The organism is Bordetella genomosp. 6 (genome assembly GCF_002119705.1).
Classification (GTDB): domain Bacteria; phylum Pseudomonadota; class Gammaproteobacteria; order Burkholderiales; family Burkholderiaceae_B; genus Bordetella; species Bordetella bronchiseptica_F.
The window spans coordinates 1435210-1453992 of sequence record NZ_CP021107.1 but is presented as its reverse complement, the minus strand read 5'-3'; the positions used below and the strand labels follow the sequence as shown (position 1 = coordinate 1453992).

Sequence of the window (18783 nt, the reverse complement as noted above, 5' to 3'; positions counted from 1 at the left end):
CCCTGATCCGGTTCACTGCCTGGCCTTGGCGAGCTCGGCAGCCCGCTCGTAGTACGACTTCTGGACCAGCTTGCCGAACTCCGGCATGGCGTTGATGCGTCCGGCGGCGATCATGGGCTCGGCAATGGCGGGCAGCTCGTCGAGCAGGCGGTCCTCGATCCGGGGGTCCACCACGATGCGCGAAACGGCCAGCTCCATCGCCTTGGGCGGGATGCTGACGCCGGACTTGCCCAGCTGGGCCGCGATCATCTCGCCGGCCTTCTTGGGGTCGTTCGTGGTCAGCTGCGACATGTCGATCATGGACGCGATGTACTTGGCGACCGCTTCTGGGTGCTTGCCGGCATACTCGCGATTGACGAGGATGAAGTTCGGGCTTTCGTTGACGCCCTTCATCGACTGGATGCGCTTGACCGCGCCGCTGACCTCCGCCAGCGCGACATGCGGCTCCCAGGCCAGGCCGGCATCGACCACGCCGCGGTTCACCGCCGCCGCGATGTCCTCGACCTTCATGTTGACGAAGCGGAAATCCTTGGGACTGAGCTGGTTCTTCTCGAGATACAGCATCAAGGTGCCGTGCGCGCCCGAACCGCTGACCACCCCGATCTTCTTGCCTTTGAGATCGGCGATGGATTTGTACGGAGCATCGGGCCCGACGATGATGCCGTAGCGGTCGCCGCCGTACTGGTTGGCGGCCACGATGTAGAACACCTCGGGCTGCTTGGCGGCCATGGTGACCAGCCGCGCCGCGCCGCCGGACACGACGTCCACGCGGCCGGCCAGAAACGCCTTGAGGGAATCGCCCGCCGAACTGTAGGTCGAGATTTCCGTCTTCAACCCGTAGGGCTGGGCCCAGTCCCGGGCCTGGTACAGCTCGTCGGTGGGGACCGCCTGCAACCCCAGGCGTATGGTGTCTTGCGCCTGGCTGGCGCAAGCCACAACCATACCGAGCAACGCGCCGGCCAGCCGGCGGCAAATGCGTGACTTCATGGTCAGTCTCCTTGGCTTGTTATCGATCCGCCTTTGGCAGTATCAATTGATACTACCTTTGTGAAAAGAGTCTAGCGAAGTTTCCAGCGCGCAGCAAGCGGCCGTTACAAAGTGGGAGAGGACGGGCCGGCGCCTCCTGTCGCGGCTTGCGCGCCGCGCCGCCGGCCGGGCGAAACGGAATCGGAATTACTTTATGATTCCAGCAAAACAGCCGGACACCCTAGCTTGAAGAACTTGGCCCAGCAGTCTGTGGAAGAAAACGGCCTGAGCGGCCCACGCCAGCAACGGGCCCTCGTTACCGTGACGCTGGGCGTCACGATGGCGGTGATGGACGGCGTCATCGCCAATACCGCCCTGCCGCTCATCGCGCAGGACCTGGCGGCGCCCGCCGCCACGTCGATCTGGATCGTCAACGCCTACCAGATCGCCCTGTTCATGGCGCTGCTGCCCCTGGCGGTGCTGGGCGAATCGCTGGGGTACCGGCGCGTCTACCTCGCCGGCCTGTACGTGTTCACCGGCGCCTCGCTCATGAGCGCGCTGGCCGGCAGCCTGACCGCGCTGGTGCTGGCGCGGGTGATGCAGGGCCTGGGCACCGCCGGCATTCTCAGCGTCAATCTGGCGCTGATCCGCTATATCGTGCCGCGCGACCGCCTGGGACGGGCGATCGGCATGAACGCGACGGTGGCCGCCATCGCTTCCACGGCCGGCCCGGTTCTTGCCAGCGTGGTGCTGTCCATCGGCAGCTGGCCCTGGCTGTTCGCCATCGGCGTGCCGGCGGGCATCGCCGCCATCCTCACCGGTTCGCGCTCCCTGCCCGAAAGCCACCGCCGCGAAGGCGGCTACGATTGGCGCAGCGCCATCCTGAGCGCCACGGCGTTCGGCCTGGCGCTGCTTGCCGTGGTCACGTTCTCCCATCGCCTGCCAGCCTTGCTGGTGCTGGGGCTGCTGGCCATGGCGATCGCCACGGGGTGGTTCCTGGTGCGGCGCCAGCGCGCCGTGGAAGCCCCGCTGCTGCCGCTGGACCTGCTGCGCAAGGCGGCTTTCAGCCTTTCTCTCTGTACGTCGATCTGCTCGTTCGCGGCGCAGACGCTGGCCTACGTCGGACTGCCGTTCTATTACCAGCTGGTGCTGGGCTTCAATGCCGTCGACACCGGCATCCTGCTGGCTCCCTGGCCGCTGGCGCTGGCCGCCATCGCCAGCAGCTCGGGCAGGCTGGCCGATCGCTGGAGCGCGGCGGTGCTGGGTTCGGTCGGCATGGCGCTGCTGGCCACGGGGCTGCTGCTGCTGGCCGCGCTGCCGCGCGAACCGGCCATCACCGACGTCCTGCTGCGCATGGCCATCTGCGGCGCCGGCTTCGGCCTGTTCCAGCCGGCCAACAACCGCGCGATCATGGGCGCGGCCCCGCCTTCGCGCAGCGGCGCGGCCAGCGGCATGCTGGGCACGGCGCGCCTGCTGGGACAGGCGGCGGGCGCCGCCCTGGTGGCTTACCTGCTGGGCCGGGCCGGCCCGCAAGGCGCCGTGCAGTGCCTGTACGCGGGCGCGGTATGCGCGGGGGTGGCCGGCGTGATCAGCCTGGCGCGGCTGGGGCGCCGCTAGGCCGGCCAATTCAGTTAGGAACGCGCGTCCTGGCTTGATTCCGGGCCGGCGGCGGCTTCCGTTGCACCTGCAGGAAGAGGCATACCGACGCGATACAAATGCGTGCGGTTGCGACCGCCCGCCTTGGCGGCGTACAGGGCCTCGTCCGCGCAGCGCATGACGGCCTCCAGCGAGGCGCCATGCGCGGGATAACAGGCCACGCCGATGGATACGGTGTAAGACACGCCGGCCGCGGTGGGCGCGGCCTCGATCGAACGGCGTATGCGCTCGGCCAGCTGGGGCGCCTGCGGCACGTCCACATCGGGCAGCAGCACGGCGAACTCTTCGCCGCCCAGGCGCGCCAGCACGTCCTTGGTGCGCGCGCTGGCACGCAGGATCGCCGCCAGGGACTGGATGACCTCGTCGCCCGCGGCGTGGCCGTAGTTGTCGTTGATGGTCTTGAAACGATCGATATCCAGGGCCAGCACCGTCATCGCGCCGTCCTGCCACGGGGTATTGCGCAGGTATTCCTCCAGGCCGCGGCGGTTGAGCAGACCGGTCAGCGGGTCGGTCAGGCTGTCCTGGCGCAACTGTTCGAACTTGGTGCCGATCTTGCGGCGCACCAGCATGAGCGCGTTCTTGATCTGCAGCGCTTCGCGATACCAGGCACGCACGCTGAGCGCCCCGTCGGCGGCGCGCGGGTTGTCGAGGTCGGCGGCCGCCCGCGCCAGCTGCGACAGCGGACGCGAAATGCGGTCGGCCAGCCACCACACGCACAATACGCCCAGCGCTACCCATATCGCCAGCGCATAGACCGTGCGGCGCACCAGCAATTGGGTGGCGGCCACCACGCTGCTGACCGGCCGCTGGGCCACCACGCCCCAGCCGGTGGCCGGCACCACCGCATAACCGGCCAGCATTTCGGTGCCCAGGGTGTTGACGAGCCGCTGGGCTCCGCCGCGCCCGGCGCGCACTTCGGCAAGCAGCGGATTGCTGGTCTGGCTCTCGCCGATGCGGGCGGCCTGCGGGTGGTACAGCAGCACGCCCTGACGGTCGACAGCGTACTGGTAGCTGCCGTTGCGATGATCGCGCTCGCCCAGCAGCGCTTTCAGGGCATTGCCCTCATGCAGGTAGAACAGCCCCGAGAGCACGCCGGCAAAGGCGCCGTCCGGCCCGAAGACCGGCTGGGACATGGCGATCAGCCAGCGCCCGGTGGGCGCGACGAACGGATCGGAAATCAGCGCGCCGCGATGCTCCAGCGCCTGACGCATCTCGGCCGTGGCGACCGGTCGCCCGACGATGTTGCTGGCGTGCGGGGCGACCGCCCGGAACACGCCGTGCGCGTCCACATAGGTGACGGCATTGAAGCGATTGGTCTGCGCCTGCAGGCGCTCGACCTCCTGGGCGATGACGCGGCTGTCGGGCCGCTCGCCGATCTTCTGGGCGCCATAGGCCAGGTCGCGCATGGCGTTGGCCAGCAGGTCATCGGCCGCCAGCGCCAGCTTGCGCGCGTAGACACGGTTGTCCTCCAGGGTGGAAGACAGCAGGATGTCGCGCTGCACCACCGCGCTGGCATAGAGCGTCCCGCCCAGGGCCAGCAATAATGACAGCATGCTCAGGCCCAGGATCAGGCGGCGCAGATCGAGTTGGCGCATCGTCGGGGAACGTAACGGGCAAAAGCGCCATCTTATCCTCATCCGCCCCCGTCACGGTTGCGGTTGCGGTTTGCAGGCGAAGGCGGGATAGTATGGTAAGCCGGGCAGCGCGCACGACGAACCGGCAAACTCCGGGAGATGGTCATGAAGAACGTCATAGCCTGCATCAGCAGCCCCAGGCGCGTACAGAGCATTTGCGACTATGCGATCTGGGCCGTGCGCCGGCTCGGCAGCGAACTGGAGCTGCTGCACGTCGTCGAGCGCGAACAGGACGCGGTGCCCATCGCGGACCTGAGCGGCGGGATCTGGATGGGAGCGCAGGAAACCCTGCTGAAGGAGCTGGCCGAGCTCGACGAACGCCGCCAGCAGCTCGCCCAGGAGCAAGGGCGCCAGCTATTGCAGGCAGCCACCGAACGGGCGCGCGAAGCCGGCATACAAGGACTGGCCGGGCTGGCCCGCCAGGGCTACCTGGTCGATGTGCTGCTGGAGCTGGAAGACGACGCGCGCCTGTTCGTGATGGGGCAGCACGACCGTCCCACCAAGCCGTCGCGCCTGCTGCCCGACCAGCACCTGGAAGCGGCGGTGCGCGCGCTGCACCGGCCCGTCCTGGTGGCCGGCCCCAGTTTCGTGCCGCCGACCCGCTTCCTGGTCGCCTTCGACGGCAGCGCCACCTCCCGCAAGACCGTGGAGATGGTCAGCCGCAGCCCATTGCTGCAAGGCATGCAGGCCCATGTCCTGACGGCCGGCTCGGACGCCGGCGAGGCGCGCCAGGCGCTGCAATGGGCGCGCGAACAACTGCTCCAGGGCGGCTTCGACGCCATTACGCATCACGCCACCGAACGGCCCGCCGACGCGCTGGCCGCCTATGCCGGGCAGCACGGCATCGATATGCTGGTGATGGGCGCCTACGGGCATTCGCGCATCCGCCAACTGGTGCTGGGCAGCACCACCACCGAAATCCTGAGCCGGGTCTCGCTGGCGGTGCTGATCCTGCGCTAGGCGGCGCGCCTCAGCCGCGCTTGCCGTCGAGCAGCCCTGACAGCGAAGCCAGCAGGCTGCCGGCGTCGAAGGGTTGGCCCGGCTCGGCCTGGCCGCCCGGCGTGGCGCTGTCCACCAGGCCCGGCAGCAGGCGGCTCAGGTTGGCCAGCACATCGTTGCGGTCCTGGCCCGACTGCTGCGCCATCTGGTCGACCATGCCCGGCTCCAGCACCGAGTCCAGTTGCGCCGGGGTCACCGGCTGGTTGGGCCCGGCGCTTACCCACGAGGCGATCACCTCGCCCAGGCCGCCTTGCTGGAAGCGCTGGATCAAGGCCGTCAGGCCGCCAGGGTAATTGTTCAGTTGCGCGACCAGGACGGGCAGCAACGCCGCCACGCCGCCGTTGGCCGGGCGCTCGTCGCCGCCACCCAGGGCGCCGCCGGCGATCGACGTCAGAGAATCGAGAAGACCCATGACAGGCTCCCAAGAGAACGAAGGGGAAGCCAGTCTAGCGCATCCCTCCGACACCGCCGCGCGCGCGGGGCGCGGAAATTGCAACCATTTCCGCGCCCCGCGCGCGCGGCGGGCCTTGGCGATTGCGGGGTGGGCCTGGCCGACGGCGCCGCACCCACGGGCGAACGCTACGGCGTGCGCAGCGCCTTGAGCGTCTTCTGGCCGGCACGCCCGTCGGCCGGCAGGCCAAGCTGGCCCTGCACGGTCTGCAGCGCCTGGCGCGTACGCGCGCCGATCACGCCATCCGGCTTGCCGATATCGAAGCCGCGGGCAAGCAGCAACTCCTGCAGCTCGCGGCGTTCGGCGCGCGACAGCCCGGGATCGTCGGTGGGCCAGGCACGCGCGAACGGCAGGTCGCCGCGCAGGCGATCCGACAGGTGGGCAATGGCCAACGCATAGCTCTCGGCCGCGTTGTACGAATACAGTGCGTCGAAATTGCGCAACACCAGGAACACCGGGCCTTGCGCCCCGGCCGGCGCCAGCAATGCCGCGGGCGTATCGCCCGCCGGCAGCGGGCCGCCATCCACGCGCTTGACGCCGCGCGCCTGCCAGGCGCTCATGGGCTGCTTGTTGCGGCGTCCCGTGCCGGCCAGGTCCATGCCGGGCGGCAGCTTGACCTCGAAGCCCCAGGGCTGGCCGGTTTGCCAGCCGGCGCGGCGCAGGAAGTTCGCGGTGGAGCCCAGGGCGTCGGGGACGCTGTCGACCAGGTCGCGCCGCCCGTCGCCGTCGAAATCGACCGCCAGGCGCAGGTAGGTCGACGGCATGAACTGCGTCTGGCCGAACGCGCCTGCCCAAGAACCGGCCAGGCGCTCGGGCTGCATGTGCTCATCCTGGATGATCTTAAGAGTGGCGAAGAATTCGCCGCGGAAATAGCTTTGCCGGCGTCCGAAACACGACAGCGTCGACAGCGACGTCAGCAACGAGCGCCCGCCCAGGTTCTTGCCGAAATTGCTCTCGACTCCCCATACGGCCACCACGGTAGCGGGATCGACGCCGTACTCCGCCTGCGCGCGCGCCAGCACGTCGGCATGCTGGGCCAGGGCCTGGCGGCCGTCCTCGATGCGCTCCTCGTCGACCAGGCCCGCCATGTAATCCCAGATGGGCGTCTTGAATTCCGGCTGCGCGTCCAGGAAGCCCAGCACGTCCATGTCGGGCGCCAGCGACGCGGTCTGCGCGTCATAAGTGCTGGCCTGCACGCCGCTCTTGATGGCGTCGCCGCGCAGCTGCTTCAGGCAGGCGCGATACGTATCGAGGTCGGCCGGGGTGGCGGCGGCGGGCGCGGCCAGCGCGGGAACGGCCGCCGCGGCGAAGGCCGTGGCGCACAACAGGCGTAGGTAGGCTTTTTTCATGTGCACCATTCTAATTCGGGCGGCCGTCCGCGGGCATGCGCGCGCCGTTACGCCTGCAACAAGGCTCGCAGTTCGTCCTCGTCGAAACCGGCCGCGCGGCGCGCCTCGAGGTTGAACGGGCCGCGCAGGCGCGGCGCCCCGTAGCGGGCGGCGAGCTGCGCATACTGCGCCACCGGATCCAGGCCGCGTTGAGCGCACAACACCTTGTACCAGTGGTTACCGATAGCGACATGGCCGATCTCGTCGCGCAGGATGATCTCCAGAATGGCGGCGCCATCGGCGTCGCCAGCCGCGGCCAGCTTGTCGCGGATCAGCGGCGAGGCGTCCAGGCCGCGCGCCTCCAGCGTGCGCGGCACCAGCGCCAGGCGCGCCAGCAGGTCGGCGCGCGTTTTCTCGGCCATCTCCCACAGGCCATTGTGGGCCGGAAAATCGCCATAGGCATGGCCCAACCCGGCCAGGTGACGGTTGAGCAGGTCGAAGTGATAGGCCTCCTCGCGCGCCACCTTCAGCCAGCCGCGATAGTACGCGTGCGGCAGGCCGCCATAGCGCCACACGGCATCCAGCGCCAGGTTGATGGCGTTGAACTCGATGTGCGCCAGGGCGTGCAGCAAGGCGGCACGCCCTTCGGGCGACTGCACCGAGCGCTGCCGCACCTGCGACGGCGGCACCAGTTGCGGGGCGGCAGGCCGCCCCGGCAGGCCAGCCGGCTCGGCAAGGTCCTGTTGCGCGCCCGCCGGCGCGTCATCGTCGATGGCCGCCACGGCCGCCAGCTTGTCGGCCCAGGCAGGCGTCATCAGGGCGTCCAGCGCCTGGGCGCGCAGACTGGCGCCGGCCCCGACGCCGGTCGCTGCTATGCTTGCTGCTTCCATTGTCTTCTCGTTGCGAAAGGCATGCCGGGCCTGTGGCGCCGCGGCATGGCCACATGGCGACTTTATCATTGGCCATGCCCTCCTCGTCTGTCGAACTCTCGGTGCAAGCCGGCCTGGACCACTTCGATGCGGCCCAATGGGATGCGCTGGCCGGCGCGCAGCCATTCGTGCGCCATGCCTTCCTGCGGGCGCTGCACGATACCGGATGCGCCCATCCAGGCACTGGCTGGACGCCGTGCTTCCTGGCCCTGCGCCGCGATGGCCGGCTGGCCGGCGCGGTGCCGCTCTATGCCAAAAGCCACTCGCGCGGCGAGTATGTGTTCGACCATGCCTGGGCCGACGCCTACGCGCGCAACGGCCTGCCCTACTATCCCAAGCTGCTGTCGGCAGTGCCGTTCACGCCGGTCGGCGGGGCGCGCCTGCTGGCGCATGCGCATGCCGACCGGCTGCTGCTGGCGCGCGGATTGATCCAACTGGCCCGGCAGTTCGAGGTATCGTCGCTGCATGTCCTGTTCCCGAGCGATGACGACCTGCTCGCCCTGCGCGAGGCCGGCTACCTGATTCGCGCCGGCGTGCAATTCCATTGGCGCAACGCCGGCTATGCGGGGTTCGACGATTTCCTGGGCGCGTTCAGCCACGACAAGCGCAAGAAAATCCGCCAGGACCGCAAGAAGGTCGCCGCCGAACGCGTTTCGTTCCGCTGGCTGCGCGGCGCCGACATCGATGCCGCGGCACTGGACTTCTTCTACCAGTGCTATCGCCACACCTACCTGGCGCATGGCAACCCGCCCTACCTGAATCCGGCGTTCTTCCGGCAGCTGCATGCCGAGATGCCCGATGCCCTGGTGCTGATCCTCGCCGAACAGGACGGACAGCCGGTGGCGGCGGCGCTGAACCTGCAGGCCGACGGCGTGCTGTACGGCCGCTATTGGGGCGCCCGGCGCTACATCCCCGGCCTGCATTTCGAGACCTGCTACCTGCAGTCCATCGAGTACTGCATCGCGCACGGCCTGACGTGCTTCGAAGGCGGCGCGCAAGGCGAACACAAGGTGGCGCGCGGCCTGCTGCCCACGCCGACCTGGTCGGCCCACTGGATCGCCGACACGCGCTTTGCCGCGGCCATCGACGACTTCCTCGGCCACGAAACCCACGCCATCGACGAGTATCGCGACGAACTGGCCACGCACAGCCCGTTTCGAAAAACCTGACATAACCCTCCGGTGCCTGTCCCCGCATGGGGACAGATACCGTCTTGGCCGTCAAGCGTTCATGGCGTAATTGGGCTGATAGGGGATGCGGTTTTTGAGGACCCCGAAGCACAGATGCACCAGTTTTCTCATGGCCGCGCCCAGCGCGGCCTTTTTGCTTTTTCCCGCTTTGAGCAGACGCTGGTAGAGAGCACGGATGTGGGGGTTGTGGCGGGTGCCCACCAGGGCCGCCATGTACAACGTGGCGCGCACCTGGGCCGGGCCGGCTTTGGACAGGCGTGCGCGGCCGTTCAGGCTGCTGCCGGATTGGCGCTGCACGGGGACAATCCCGAGGTAGGCGGCCAGGCTCTGGGCGGAGTCGATACGCCGATTGTGCATGACGGCCAGGATGGCGTTGCCGGCCTGAGGCCCGACGGCGGGGATGGAGTTCAGCAGCTCGCGGTCTTGCTTGAGATCGGGGTGGTTGTCGATGTGCTGCTCGATCGCCCGCTCGATCTGTTTGAGCTGTTCGCGCAGAAACGCGATGGCCTTGTCGATGGAGCCATCGACCAAGGGCGCCGAAGGGCTGAACTGGCTCTTCTCCTTGCGATTGAGCTCACGCAGCAGATCCTTGCCCAGCGCCTCGCGTCGCGTCAACAAGGCGCGCAGTTGGCGCGCATGCAAGGGCGCCGGGTGCCACAGCGCCGGGCTCAGCGTCTGTCCATAGCGTGCCAGAACGTAGCTGTCGAGCGCATCATTTTTGGAGCGCATCGCCAAGGCCTTGGCAAAGTCCCGAGCCTGGGCGGGATTGACCAAAGAGACCCGGACCTGGGCATCGTGCAGCGCCGTGGCCGCTTGCTCGTGATACAGCCCCGTGGGCTCCAGGATGGCGTGCAACTGCGCTGGCTGTGCGCCGTGTTTGGCGCACCACGCCAGCAGGGCCTTCACGCCCGCGGCGCTGTTGGCCGCCACCTTGGTCTTACGCTTATCAGACTGAGCCGTCAGCAACGTGCAATCCAGCTTAGCCTTCGATACATCAATACCTATAAAAAACATGGACTTGGCCTCCTGCAGATAACAAACTGCTGTCAGCCACTGCGCCCACTTGCCTTGTACATACAGGGTCCTCGCCCTACGATACCGTCCAGTGTTTCGCCGGCCCAGCAGTGCGCAACCGAGCCGCTATCTGTCCCACAAAGTCCTCGCTTTGGGCACCAACTCGCGGTCATCGGCGCGCGGTGGTGATAGCTAATCACCACCGGAGGAAAGATACAAGGCACCGGCCAACTTCTCAGGTGCCCGTCCCCGCACGGGGACTGGCACCGGCCAACTTCCCGGGCCCCTGCGCTACAGGAACCGGTCCAGCAGCTTGCGGCTATGGCGATCCAACGCCAGCGCATCGCGGATCAGGAAGAAAATCCCGTGCATGTCGGTGATCAGCAAGGTATGGCCGGACAGCCGGCGGATGTCTTCTTCGCCACGCAACACGAAGGTGGCGCTGCCACGGTCGGTCTCGACCTGCCAGGACGATGGCGTGGCGAATGTGGACACCGCGACAATGCGGCGGATCTCGGGCATGAATTCGCGGCTGGCCAGCTCCTCCTCGACCAGTTGCCGCTGCGCGGGCGGCAACTGCGCCAGGTCGTCCAGCCAGGCCAGCTCGTGTCCGTCGGCGCTGACCAAGGACAACCCGCTGGCCGGGGCGCTGATCGGGAACGCACGCACCGGCGCCACGCCTTCATGTGAGCGGCCGTCGGCGCCGGTAAAAACCAGCCGGCCGGCCTGGTTGCGATGCAGCTGGAATGCGGGGTGGCTCATGGCGGGCTGCGCTCTCATGCGATGGCGGCAACGGCGTCGCTGTCGTCGTCGCCGCCTTCGGCCTGGCGCGTCTGCTGCGCCTGGTACAGCCGATAGTAGGCGCCTTCGCGCGCCATCAACGCCTCGTGCGCGCCCTGCTCGACGATCTGCCCGCGGTCCAGCACGACCAGCCGGTCGGCCCGCCGCAGCGTGCTGAGACGATGCGCGATGGCGATGGTGGTGCGCCCGCGCACGAGGTTGTCGAGCGCTTTCTGGATTTCCTTCTCGGTCGTGGTGTCCACCGACGAGGTCGCCTCGTCCATGATGAGGATGCGCGGATCGATCAGCAGCGCCCGGGCGATGGAAATGCGCTGGCGTTCGCCGCCGGACAGCGCCTGGCCGCGCTCTCCCACCAGCGAGTCATAGCCATGCGGCAGGCGCAGGATGAACTCGTGGGCATGCGCGGCGCGCGCGGCGGCGACGATCTCCGCGCGCGTGGCGTCGGGCTTGCCATACGAGATGTTGTCGGCGATGGTGCCGAAAAAGAGGAAAGGCTCCTGCAGCACCAGCCCGATGTTGCGCCGGTAATCGGCGATGCGCAGCGACCGGATGTCCACGCCGTCGACCAGCACCGCGCCTTCCAACACATCGTAGAAACGACAGATCAGGTTGATCAGGGTGCTCTTGCCCGAGCCGCTATGCCCGACCAGGCCGATCATCTCGCCTGGCGCGATCGACAGGTCCAGCCCGCGTATCACCGAACGGTTGCCGTAGCGGAACCCCACGTCGCGCAGTTCGATGTGGCCGTTCACGCGCGGCAGGCGCACCGGCTTGTGCGGCTCGGGCACGCTGGAGACATGATCGAGAATGTCGAAAATGCGCTTGGCGCCGGCGGCCGCCTTCTGCGTCACCGACACGATGCGGCTCATCGAATCCAGGCGGGTGTAGAAGCGGCCGATATAGGCCAGGAACGCCGCCAGCACGCCAACCGTGATGTGCTTCTGCGACACCTGCCAGATGCCGAAGATCCAGACGATGAGCAAGCCGATCTCGGTCAGCAGCGTCACCGTGGGCGAGAACAGCGACCACACGGTATTGACGCGGTCGTTGACCTCGAGGTTGCGGTTGTTGGCTTCGCGAAAGCGCTGCACTTCGCGCCGCTCCTGGGCAAACGCCTTGACCACGCGAATGCCCGGTATGGTGTCGGCCAGCACGTTGGTGATCTCCGACCAGATCCGGTCGACTTTCTCGAACCCGTGGCGCAGCCTGTCGCGCACGACATGGATCATCCACATGATGAACGGCAGCGGCACCAGGGTGGCCAGCGCCAGCCACGGGTTGATCGACACCAGGATCGCCGCTGTCATGGCGATCATCAGCACGTCGGTGGCGAAGTCCAGCAGGTGCAGCGACAGGAACACGCAGATGCGGTCGGTTTCGCTGCCGATGCGAGCCATCAGGTCGCCGGTCCGCTTGCCGCCGAAGTACTCCAGCGAAAGCTGCTGCAAATGTTCGTAGGTGGTGGTGCGCAGGTCCGCCCCGATGCGTTCGCTGACCCAGGCCAGGATATAGGTGCGCGCCCAGCCCAGCCCCCAGGCCAGCACGGCCGAGGCCAGCAGGCCGCCCAGGTACAGCCGGACTTTGGCGTAGTCGATGGGCGCGCCGTTCTGGAACGGAATCAGCACGTCGTCCATCAGCGGCATGGTCAGGTAAGGCGGAACCAGCGTGGCCGCGGTGCCCAGCAGTGTCAGCAGGAACCCGGCCAGCAGCGCGCCGCGATAGGGCCGCGCGAACCGCCACAGGCGCAACAGCGCCCAGGTTGCCGGCGGGGCGGCGGGCTCCTGGCTGCATTCCGGGCAGTCTTCCCGGTCGGCGGGAATCGGCGCCTGGCAGGTCGGGCATGGCCGGGGAGACCCGGCAGCGGCCCGGGCCGCGCCGGCCAGGCGCAGCGCCTGGAGGCTCTCGAACTGCTCCAGCAGGCGCAAGGCCGCCGGATTGCGGCCCAGGGTGAACCGCCAGCTTGCCACGCGCCGCGCGCCGGCATCGAGATCCAGGCTGGCGGCGCCGGCGTGATCGTGCAAGCTCAGGCGCAAATCAGGGGAATACGGCCAGCTCGACCATTCGCGCCGGCCCGGCGCGCAGGCCAGGATGCGCCGGTCGGTCGCCAACACCATTCCCGTCTCGAAGCGCAGCCGCGCGTCAAGATCGGTTTCCAGCCAGGCCAGCACGGTTTCACCTGCGTCAAGATGCGAATGAATCGCATCCCTCCACTCGGCCGGTACCTCGCGCCGGCCCGTGCCAGCAAGATTTTGTGGTTTTTTCATTAGAACGCGTTTCGAGCCACGGCCCGGCCCAAAAAGGCGATTCTCCGGCTTCCGGCCTCGGACCTGAAGCCTGTCCGTTCCTTACAACAGCGCGAGTTTATATGGGCAAAAAGGCGGCGTATAGTAGCAGCCGATTTTCACAATTTCCATACTTAGGAATTCTTCCGCCCATCCACGTGTTGGCACTTCCCAACCGGCCCTTCGCCCCTCGACTTTGCACGGGGTGACTTCGGCCTGCCAATGCGCAATCACTCCTCCATAACCATGAAAAAGAAAGACATTGAATTTCTCGATGTCGTGACTTTGCGCGGCCCCAACATCTGGACGTACCGTCCGGTGCTGGAAGCGTGGGTGGACATCGGCGAGTTGGAGGATTTCCCCTCCAACACGATACCCGGGTTCTACGAACGCCTGTCAGGCTGGCTGCCCACGCTGATCGAGCACCGCTGCAGCCCGGGTGTGCGCGGCGGCTTCCTGCAGCGCCTGCGCGAAGGAACCTGGCCAGGCCACATACTCGAGCACGTCACGCTCGAACTGCAGAACCTGGCCGGCCTGCCCGGCGGTTTCGGCAAGGCGCGCGAAACCTCGCGGCGCGGCGTCTACAAGGTGGTGGTGCGCGCCTGGCACGAACAGGTCACGCGCGCCGCCCTGCAGGAAGGACGCGACCTGGTGATGGCGGCCATCGAGGATCGCCCGTTCGACGTGCCGGCGGCCGTCGCGCGGCTGCGCGCCCTGGTCGACTCGCTGTGCCTGGGCCCCAGCACCGCCTGTATCGTGGACGCGGCCGACGATCGCGACATTCCCTATATCCGCCTGTTCGAAGGCAACCTGGTGCAGTTCGGCTACGGATCGCGGCAACGCCGCATCTGGACCGCCGAAACCGACCGCACCAGCGCCATCGCCGAAGGCATATCTCGCGACAAGGACCTGACCAAGGAATTGCTGTCGACCTGCGGCGTGCCGGTCCCCGAGGGACGGCTGGTACGAAGCGCGGCCGACGCCTGGGAGGCCGCGCAGGACATCGGCCTGCCGGTGGTCGTCAAGCCCTACGACGGCAACCACGGACGCGGTGTCTTCACCAACCTGCTGACTCGCGACGAAATCGAATCGGCCTATGCCGTGGCGGTGGATGAAGGCAGCGGCGTCATCGTCGAGCGCTTCATCACCGGCAACGAACACCGCCTGCTGGTGGTGGGCGACCGCATGGTGGCGGCGGCGGCGGGCGAACCCGCCTGGGTCACCGGCGACGGCGTTTCCACCATCGAAGACCTGATCGGCAGCCAGATCAATACCGACCCGCGGCGCGGCCGCACCGAGAACCATCCGCTCAACCCGGTGCGGCTGGATTCGGCGGCGCGCCTGGAGATCGCCCGCCAGGGCATGACGGCCACCAGCGTGCCCGCGGCGGGCCGCAATGTGCTGATCCAGCGCAGCGGCAACGTGGCCTTCGACGTCACCGACCGCGTGCATCCCAGCGTGGCGGCCACGGTGGCGCTGGCCGCCCGCGTGGTCGGCCTGGACGTCGCCGGCGTCGACCTCGTCACCGATGACATCTCGCGTCCGCTGGACGAAACGCGCGGCGCCATCGTCGAAGTCAACGCCGGGCCGGGGTTGCTGATGCACCTGAAGCCCGCCGACGGCCCGCCGCGCCCGGTAGGCCGCGCCATCGTCGACCACCTGTTCCCGGCCGACGACGACGGCCGCATCCCCATCGTGGGCGTGACCGGCACCAACGGCAAGACCGTGGTCGCGCGCCTGGTCGCGCGCCTGCTGCACCTGTCCGGCAGGCAGACCGGCCTGGCCTGCAGCGAAGGCCTGTACCTGAACAAGCGCCTGGTTCAGAAAGGCGACTGCGCCAATTGGGCCGCGGGACGGCGCGTGCTGATGAACCGTTCGGTCGACGCGGCGGTGATCGAGAACGACAGCGGCGTCATCCTCGGCCAGGGACTGGCCTATGACCGCTGCCAGGTCGGCGTGGTCACCAACATCGACGACGGCGATCATCTGGGCGATTTCGATATCAACGAAACCGACCGCCTGGTCGACGTGTTCCGCACCCAGATCGACGTCGTGCTGCCCGGCGGCGCGGCCGTGCTCAATGCGCGCGACCCGCGCGTGGTCCGCATGGCCGAGCTGTGCGACGGCGAGGTGCTGTACTTCGGCCTGGACCCGGCCCTGCCGACGCTGGCCGCCCACCTGGCCGACGGCAGGCGCGCCGTCTACCTGCGCGCCGGACGCATCGTGCTGGCGCATGGCCGCGACGAAGAGGCGTTGGCCGACATCGCCGCGGTCCCGCTGACACATGGCGGCCGCGTCGCCTTCCAGGTCGAGAACGTGCTGGCCGCGGTCGCGGCCGCCTGGGCGCTGGACATTCCGGTCGAGCTGATACGCGCCGGCATCGAAACCTTCGACATCGACCAGGCCGACGCGCCGTGGCAGTTCACACTGTTCGAGCGCAACGGCGCCTGCGTGGTGGTCGACGACGTGCACAACCCTTCGGCGCTGCGCGCGCTGCTGGCCGCCATCGAGCAATTCCCCGCCAGGCGGCGCGCCGCCGTGTACTCGGCCGGCGCCGACCGCAACGACGACGCCCTGATCGAACAGGGCCGCCTGCTGGGCGCCGCATTCGACCAGGTCGTGCTCTACGACGACGCCACGGTTGCCAGCAAGCGCCCGGCCGGGCAGGCGCGCAGCCTGCTGCGCCAGGGATTGCAGCAATCGGCGCGCGCCACGGCCATCGCCGAAGAGGCCGACCACGCGCGCGCCATCGCCCGCGTGCTCGACGGCCTGCGCGAGGGTGACTTCGCGCTGCTGCAATCCGATGAAGCATTCTCCGGACCCACCATAGACCTGGTGCGGCGCTGGATAGAACAAGGCTGAACCCGCGACTTCGCCCCTATTGCCGCGCCGCCCGAACGGCGGCGCTTCTTCGACGACAGGAACCCCTGCCATGGAAGTTTCCCGAATCCGCGCCCTGCGCGGCCCCAACCTCTGGAGCCGCAACACCGCCATCGAGGCCATCGCCGCCTGCTCCGATGCCGAATGCGCGATCAGCGGCATGCCGGACTTCGAGGCGCGCCTGCGCGCCCGGTTCCCGCAGCTGGGCGTGCTGCAGCCGGAAGGCCAGCGCGACGCCATTTCGATGGCCCACGTGCTGCAGGCTACCGCGCTCGGCCTGCAGGCCCACGCAGGCTGCCCGGTCACCTTCGGGCGTACGTCTCCCACCATCGAACCCGGCGTGTTCCAGGTCGTGGTCGAGTACAGCGAGGAGGAAGTCGGAAGGCTGGCATTCGAACTGGCCGAAGCCCTCATCCGCTCGGCCCAGGACGATACGCCCTTCGACCTGCCCCAGGGCCTGCAGCGCCTGCGCGATCTCGACGAGGACATGCGCCTGGGCCCGAGCACCGGCTCCATCGTCAACGCCGCCGTGGCGCGCAATATCCCCTATCACCGGCTGACCCAGGGCAGCATGGTGCAATTCGGCTGGGGCAGCAAGCAGCGCCGCATCCAGGCCGCCGAAACCGACATGACCAGCGCGATCTCGGAGTCGATCGCCCAGGACAAGGACCTGACCAAGATGCTGCTGGACGCCGCCGGCGTCCCGGTGCCGATGGGCAACTCGGTCGACAGCGCCGCCGCGGCCTGGCAGGCGGCGCAGGCGCTCGGCGGCCCCGTCGTGGTCAAGCCCCGCGACGGCAGCCAGGGACGCGGCGTGGCGGTCAATATCGAGACGCGCGACCGTATCGAAAGCGCCTTCGAGGCCGCCGCGGAAATCAGTTCGGAGGTCATCGTCGAGCGCTACATTCCCGGCCATGACTTCCGCCTGCTGGTGGTGGGCGACGCCCTGGTGGCGGCGGCGCGCCGCGATCCGCCGCAGGTGACCGGCGACGGCGCGCACACCATCGCCGAGCTGGTGGCCCAGGTCAACGCGGATCCGCTGCGCGGCGACGGCCATGCGACATCGCTGACCAAGATCCGCTTCGACGACATCGCCATCGCCACCCTGCGCAAGCAGGGATACGAGGCCGACTCCGTGCCGGCCGCGGGCGCCCTGGTCGTGCTGCGCAACAACGCCAATCTCAGTACCGGCGGCACGGCCACCGATGTCACCGACGAAGTCCATCCCGAACTCGCCGCGCGCGCCGTCACCGCCGCGCGCATGATAGGCCTGGACATCTGCGGCGTCGACGTCGTCGCCGAGACCGTGCACCTGCCGCTGGAGGACCAGCACGGCGGCGTGGTCGAGGTGAACGCGGCGCCCGGCCTGCGCATGCACCTGAGCCCGTCGTTCGGCAAAGGCCGCGCGGTAGGCGAGGCCATCATCTCCCACATGTTCGCCGAGCGCGACGACGGCCGCATTCCGGTCGTGGCGGTGGCCGGCACCAACGGCAAGACCACCACGGTGCGCCTGACGGCGCATATCCTGGGCTGCGCGGGCCACCGCGTCGGCATGACCAACTCGGACGGCGTCTACGTGGGCAAGCAGCGCATCGACACCGGCGACTGCAGCGGTCCGCGCAGCGCCCGGCGCCTGCTGCTGCATCCCGACGTGGATGCCGCGGTGCTGGAAACCGCGCGCGGCGGCGTGCTGCGCGAGGGCCTGGCCTTCGATCGCTGCAACGTCGCCATCGTCACCAACATCGGCATGGGCGACCACCTCGGACTGGGCTATATCAGCACCGTCGAGGACCTGGCGGTCGTCAAGCGCGTGATCGTGCAATACGTGCAGCCCGACGGCATGGCCGTGCTCAACGCCGCCGATCCCATGGTCGCCGAAATGGCCGGCGCCTGCCCCGGTTCGATCACGTATTTCGCCGAAGACCGCAACCATCCCGTCATGGCCACCCATCGCGCCCAGGGCCATCGCGTGGTCTACCGCGACGGCGACAACCTCGTCGCCGCGCAAGGCGGCGCCGAAACCGTCTTCGCGCTGGCCGACATCCCGCTGACGCGCGGCGGCGCGATCGCCTTCCAGGTGGAGAACACCATGGCGGCGCTGGCGGCGGCCTGGGCGCTGGGCATCGACTGGAGCACCATCCGGCATGCGCTTGCCATCTTCGTCAACGACGCCCAGACGGCGCCGGGACGCTTCAACGTCTTCGATTTCCGCGGCGCGACCCTGATCGCCGACTACGGCCACAACCCCGACGCCATCCAGGCGCTGGTGCGCGCCATCGACACCATGCCGGCGCGCCGCCGCAGCGTGGTCATCAGCGGCGCGGGAGACCGGCGCGACCAAGACTTGCGCCAGCAGACCGAGATCCTGGGCGGCGCGTTCGACGACGTGATCCTGTACCAGGACCAATGCCAGCGCGGCCGCGCCGACGGCGAAGTGGTGGCCTTGCTGCGCCAGGGCCTGCAACAGGCGCCGCGCACGCGCCACATCGACGAAATCCAGGGCGAATTCGTCGCCATCGACGCCGCCCTGGCGCGGCTGGCCCCCGGCGATCTCTGCCTGATCCTGGTGGACCAGGTGGAAGAAGCCCTGGCCCATATCGCCAGCCGCGTCGCCGGGCAACCATGACAAGCGCGGTTACCTGACTCCGTCAAA

At 68.4% G+C, this 18783-nt stretch carries 13 protein-coding genes; 5 read left to right on the top strand and 8 right to left on the bottom strand.

Annotated elements, in window-relative coordinates; translation table 11 throughout:
• Positions 1-12: 12 nt before the first annotated feature.
• Positions 13-987 (bottom strand): NrtA/SsuA/CpmA family ABC transporter substrate-binding protein, encoded by a 975-nt coding sequence (locus tag CAL11_RS06870; protein ID WP_086092492.1) that lies wholly within the window; start codon positions 985-987, stop codon positions 13-15.
• A 225-nt stretch (positions 988-1212) separates the two neighbouring features.
• Here CAL11_RS06870 and CAL11_RS06865 point away from each other — a divergent pair, with 225 nt between their 5' ends.
• On the top strand, positions 1213-2583 hold the full coding sequence (locus tag CAL11_RS06865) for an MFS transporter (protein ID WP_086092491.1): 1371 nt from the start codon (positions 1213-1215) through the stop codon (positions 2581-2583).
• A gap of 14 nt (positions 2584-2597) precedes the next feature.
• Here CAL11_RS06865 and CAL11_RS06860 read toward each other — a convergent pair whose 3' ends face one another.
• The gene (locus CAL11_RS06860; RefSeq protein ID WP_086092490.1) at positions 2598-4217 is read right to left on the bottom strand and encodes a sensor domain-containing diguanylate cyclase; all 1620 of its coding nucleotides are present in this window, start codon (positions 4215-4217) and stop codon (positions 2598-2600) included.
• Positions 4218-4361: 144 nt separating this feature from the next.
• Between CAL11_RS06860 and CAL11_RS06855 the strand changes: the two genes are divergently transcribed.
• Positions 4362-5216 (top strand): universal stress protein, encoded by an 855-nt coding sequence (locus CAL11_RS06855; protein ID WP_086092489.1) that lies wholly within the window; start codon positions 4362-4364, stop codon positions 5214-5216.
• Between the two features lie 10 nt (positions 5217-5226).
• Here the strand turns inward: CAL11_RS06855 and CAL11_RS06850 are convergent, their stop codons facing one another.
• From CAL11_RS06850 to CAL11_RS06840, 3 genes are all read right to left on the bottom strand, one after another.
• Complete coding sequence (locus CAL11_RS06850) at positions 5227-5667, bottom strand: YidB family protein (RefSeq protein ID WP_208617573.1); 441 nt, start codon at positions 5665-5667, stop codon at positions 5227-5229.
• A 167-nt stretch (positions 5668-5834) separates the two neighbouring features.
• The gene (locus CAL11_RS06845) at positions 5835-7064 is read right to left on the bottom strand and encodes a lytic murein transglycosylase (protein ID WP_086092488.1); all 1230 of its coding nucleotides are present in this window, start codon (positions 7062-7064) and stop codon (positions 5835-5837) included.
• Between the two features lie 38 nt (positions 7065-7102).
• Complete coding sequence (locus CAL11_RS06840) at positions 7103-7924, bottom strand: ferritin-like domain-containing protein (protein WP_086092487.1); 822 nt, start codon at positions 7922-7924, stop codon at positions 7103-7105.
• Positions 7925-7977: 53 nt separating this feature from the next.
• On the opposite strand from CAL11_RS06840, the gene CAL11_RS06835 reads away from it, so the two are divergent.
• Entirely contained in the window at positions 7978-9132 is a 1155-nt protein-coding gene (locus CAL11_RS06835) for a GNAT family N-acetyltransferase (protein ID WP_086094520.1), read from the top strand.
• Between the two features lie 51 nt (positions 9133-9183).
• On the opposite strand, the gene CAL11_RS06830 is transcribed toward CAL11_RS06835, so the two are convergent.
• The 3 genes from CAL11_RS06830 to CAL11_RS06820 all read right to left on the bottom strand — a co-directional run bounded on the left by CAL11_RS06830 (position 9184) and on the right by CAL11_RS06820 (position 13232).
• Positions 9184-10167 carry an IS110 family transposase gene (locus CAL11_RS06830; protein WP_157668840.1) on the bottom strand — a complete coding sequence of 328 codons (984 nt, stop codon included), beginning with the start codon at positions 10165-10167 and terminating at the stop codon, positions 9184-9186.
• A 291-nt stretch (positions 10168-10458) separates the two neighbouring features.
• On the bottom strand, positions 10459-10947 hold the full coding sequence (locus CAL11_RS06825; RefSeq protein ID WP_086092486.1) for a DUF1854 domain-containing protein: 489 nt from the start codon (positions 10945-10947) through the stop codon (positions 10459-10461).
• On the bottom strand, positions 10944-13232 hold the full coding sequence (locus tag CAL11_RS06820; protein ID WP_086092485.1) for an ABC transporter ATP-binding protein: 2289 nt from the start codon (positions 13230-13232) through the stop codon (positions 10944-10946). The genes CAL11_RS06825 and CAL11_RS06820 overlap by 4 nt, the downstream gene beginning before the upstream one ends.
• Before the next feature lie 264 nt (positions 13233-13496).
• Here CAL11_RS06820 and cphA (CAL11_RS06815) point away from each other — a divergent pair, with 264 nt between their 5' ends.
• Both cphA (CAL11_RS06815) and cphA (CAL11_RS06810) read left to right on the top strand, forming a co-directional pair.
• A complete protein-coding gene (cphA, locus tag CAL11_RS06815; protein ID WP_033460064.1) occupies positions 13497-16112 on the top strand; it encodes a cyanophycin synthetase in 2616 nt (871 codons plus the stop codon).
• Between the two features lie 70 nt (positions 16113-16182).
• Complete coding sequence (cphA, locus tag CAL11_RS06810) at positions 16183-18756, top strand: cyanophycin synthetase (RefSeq protein WP_086092484.1); 2574 nt, start codon at positions 16183-16185, stop codon at positions 18754-18756.
• Positions 18757-18783: the final 27 nt, after the last annotated feature.

Coding starts and splice junctions, on each gene's coding strand:
- CAL11_RS06870 (WP_086092492.1), bottom strand. CDS start 987: ATGAAGTCACGCATTTGCCGCCGGCTGGCCGGCGCGTTGCTCGGTATG.
- CAL11_RS06860 (WP_086092490.1), bottom strand. CDS start 4,217: ATGCGCCAACTCGATCTGCGCCGCCTGATCCTGGGCCTGAGCATGCTG.
- CAL11_RS06855 (WP_086092489.1), top strand. CDS start 4,362: ATGAAGAACGTCATAGCCTGCATCAGCAGCCCCAGGCGCGTACAGAGC.
- CAL11_RS06850 (WP_208617573.1), bottom strand. CDS start 5,667: ATGGGTCTTCTCGATTCTCTGACGTCGATCGCCGGCGGCGCCCTGGGT.
- CAL11_RS06845 (WP_086092488.1), bottom strand. CDS start 7,064: ATGGTGCACATGAAAAAAGCCTACCTACGCCTGTTGTGCGCCACGGCC.
- CAL11_RS06840 (WP_086092487.1), bottom strand. CDS start 7,924: ATGGAAGCAGCAAGCATAGCAGCGACCGGCGTCGGGGCCGGCGCCAGT.
- CAL11_RS06835 (WP_086094520.1), top strand. CDS start 7,978: ATGGCGACTTTATCATTGGCCATGCCCTCCTCGTCTGTCGAACTCTCG.
- CAL11_RS06830 (WP_157668840.1), bottom strand. CDS start 10,167: ATGTTTTTTATAGGTATTGATGTATCGAAGGCTAAGCTGGATTGCACG.
- CAL11_RS06825 (WP_086092486.1), bottom strand. CDS start 10,947: ATGAGAGCGCAGCCCGCCATGAGCCACCCCGCATTCCAGCTGCATCGC.
- CAL11_RS06820 (WP_086092485.1), bottom strand. CDS start 13,232: ATGAAAAAACCACAAAATCTTGCTGGCACGGGCCGGCGCGAGGTACCG.
- cphA (WP_033460064.1), top strand. CDS start 13,497: ATGAAAAAGAAAGACATTGAATTTCTCGATGTCGTGACTTTGCGCGGC.
- cphA (WP_086092484.1), top strand. CDS start 16,183: ATGGAAGTTTCCCGAATCCGCGCCCTGCGCGGCCCCAACCTCTGGAGC.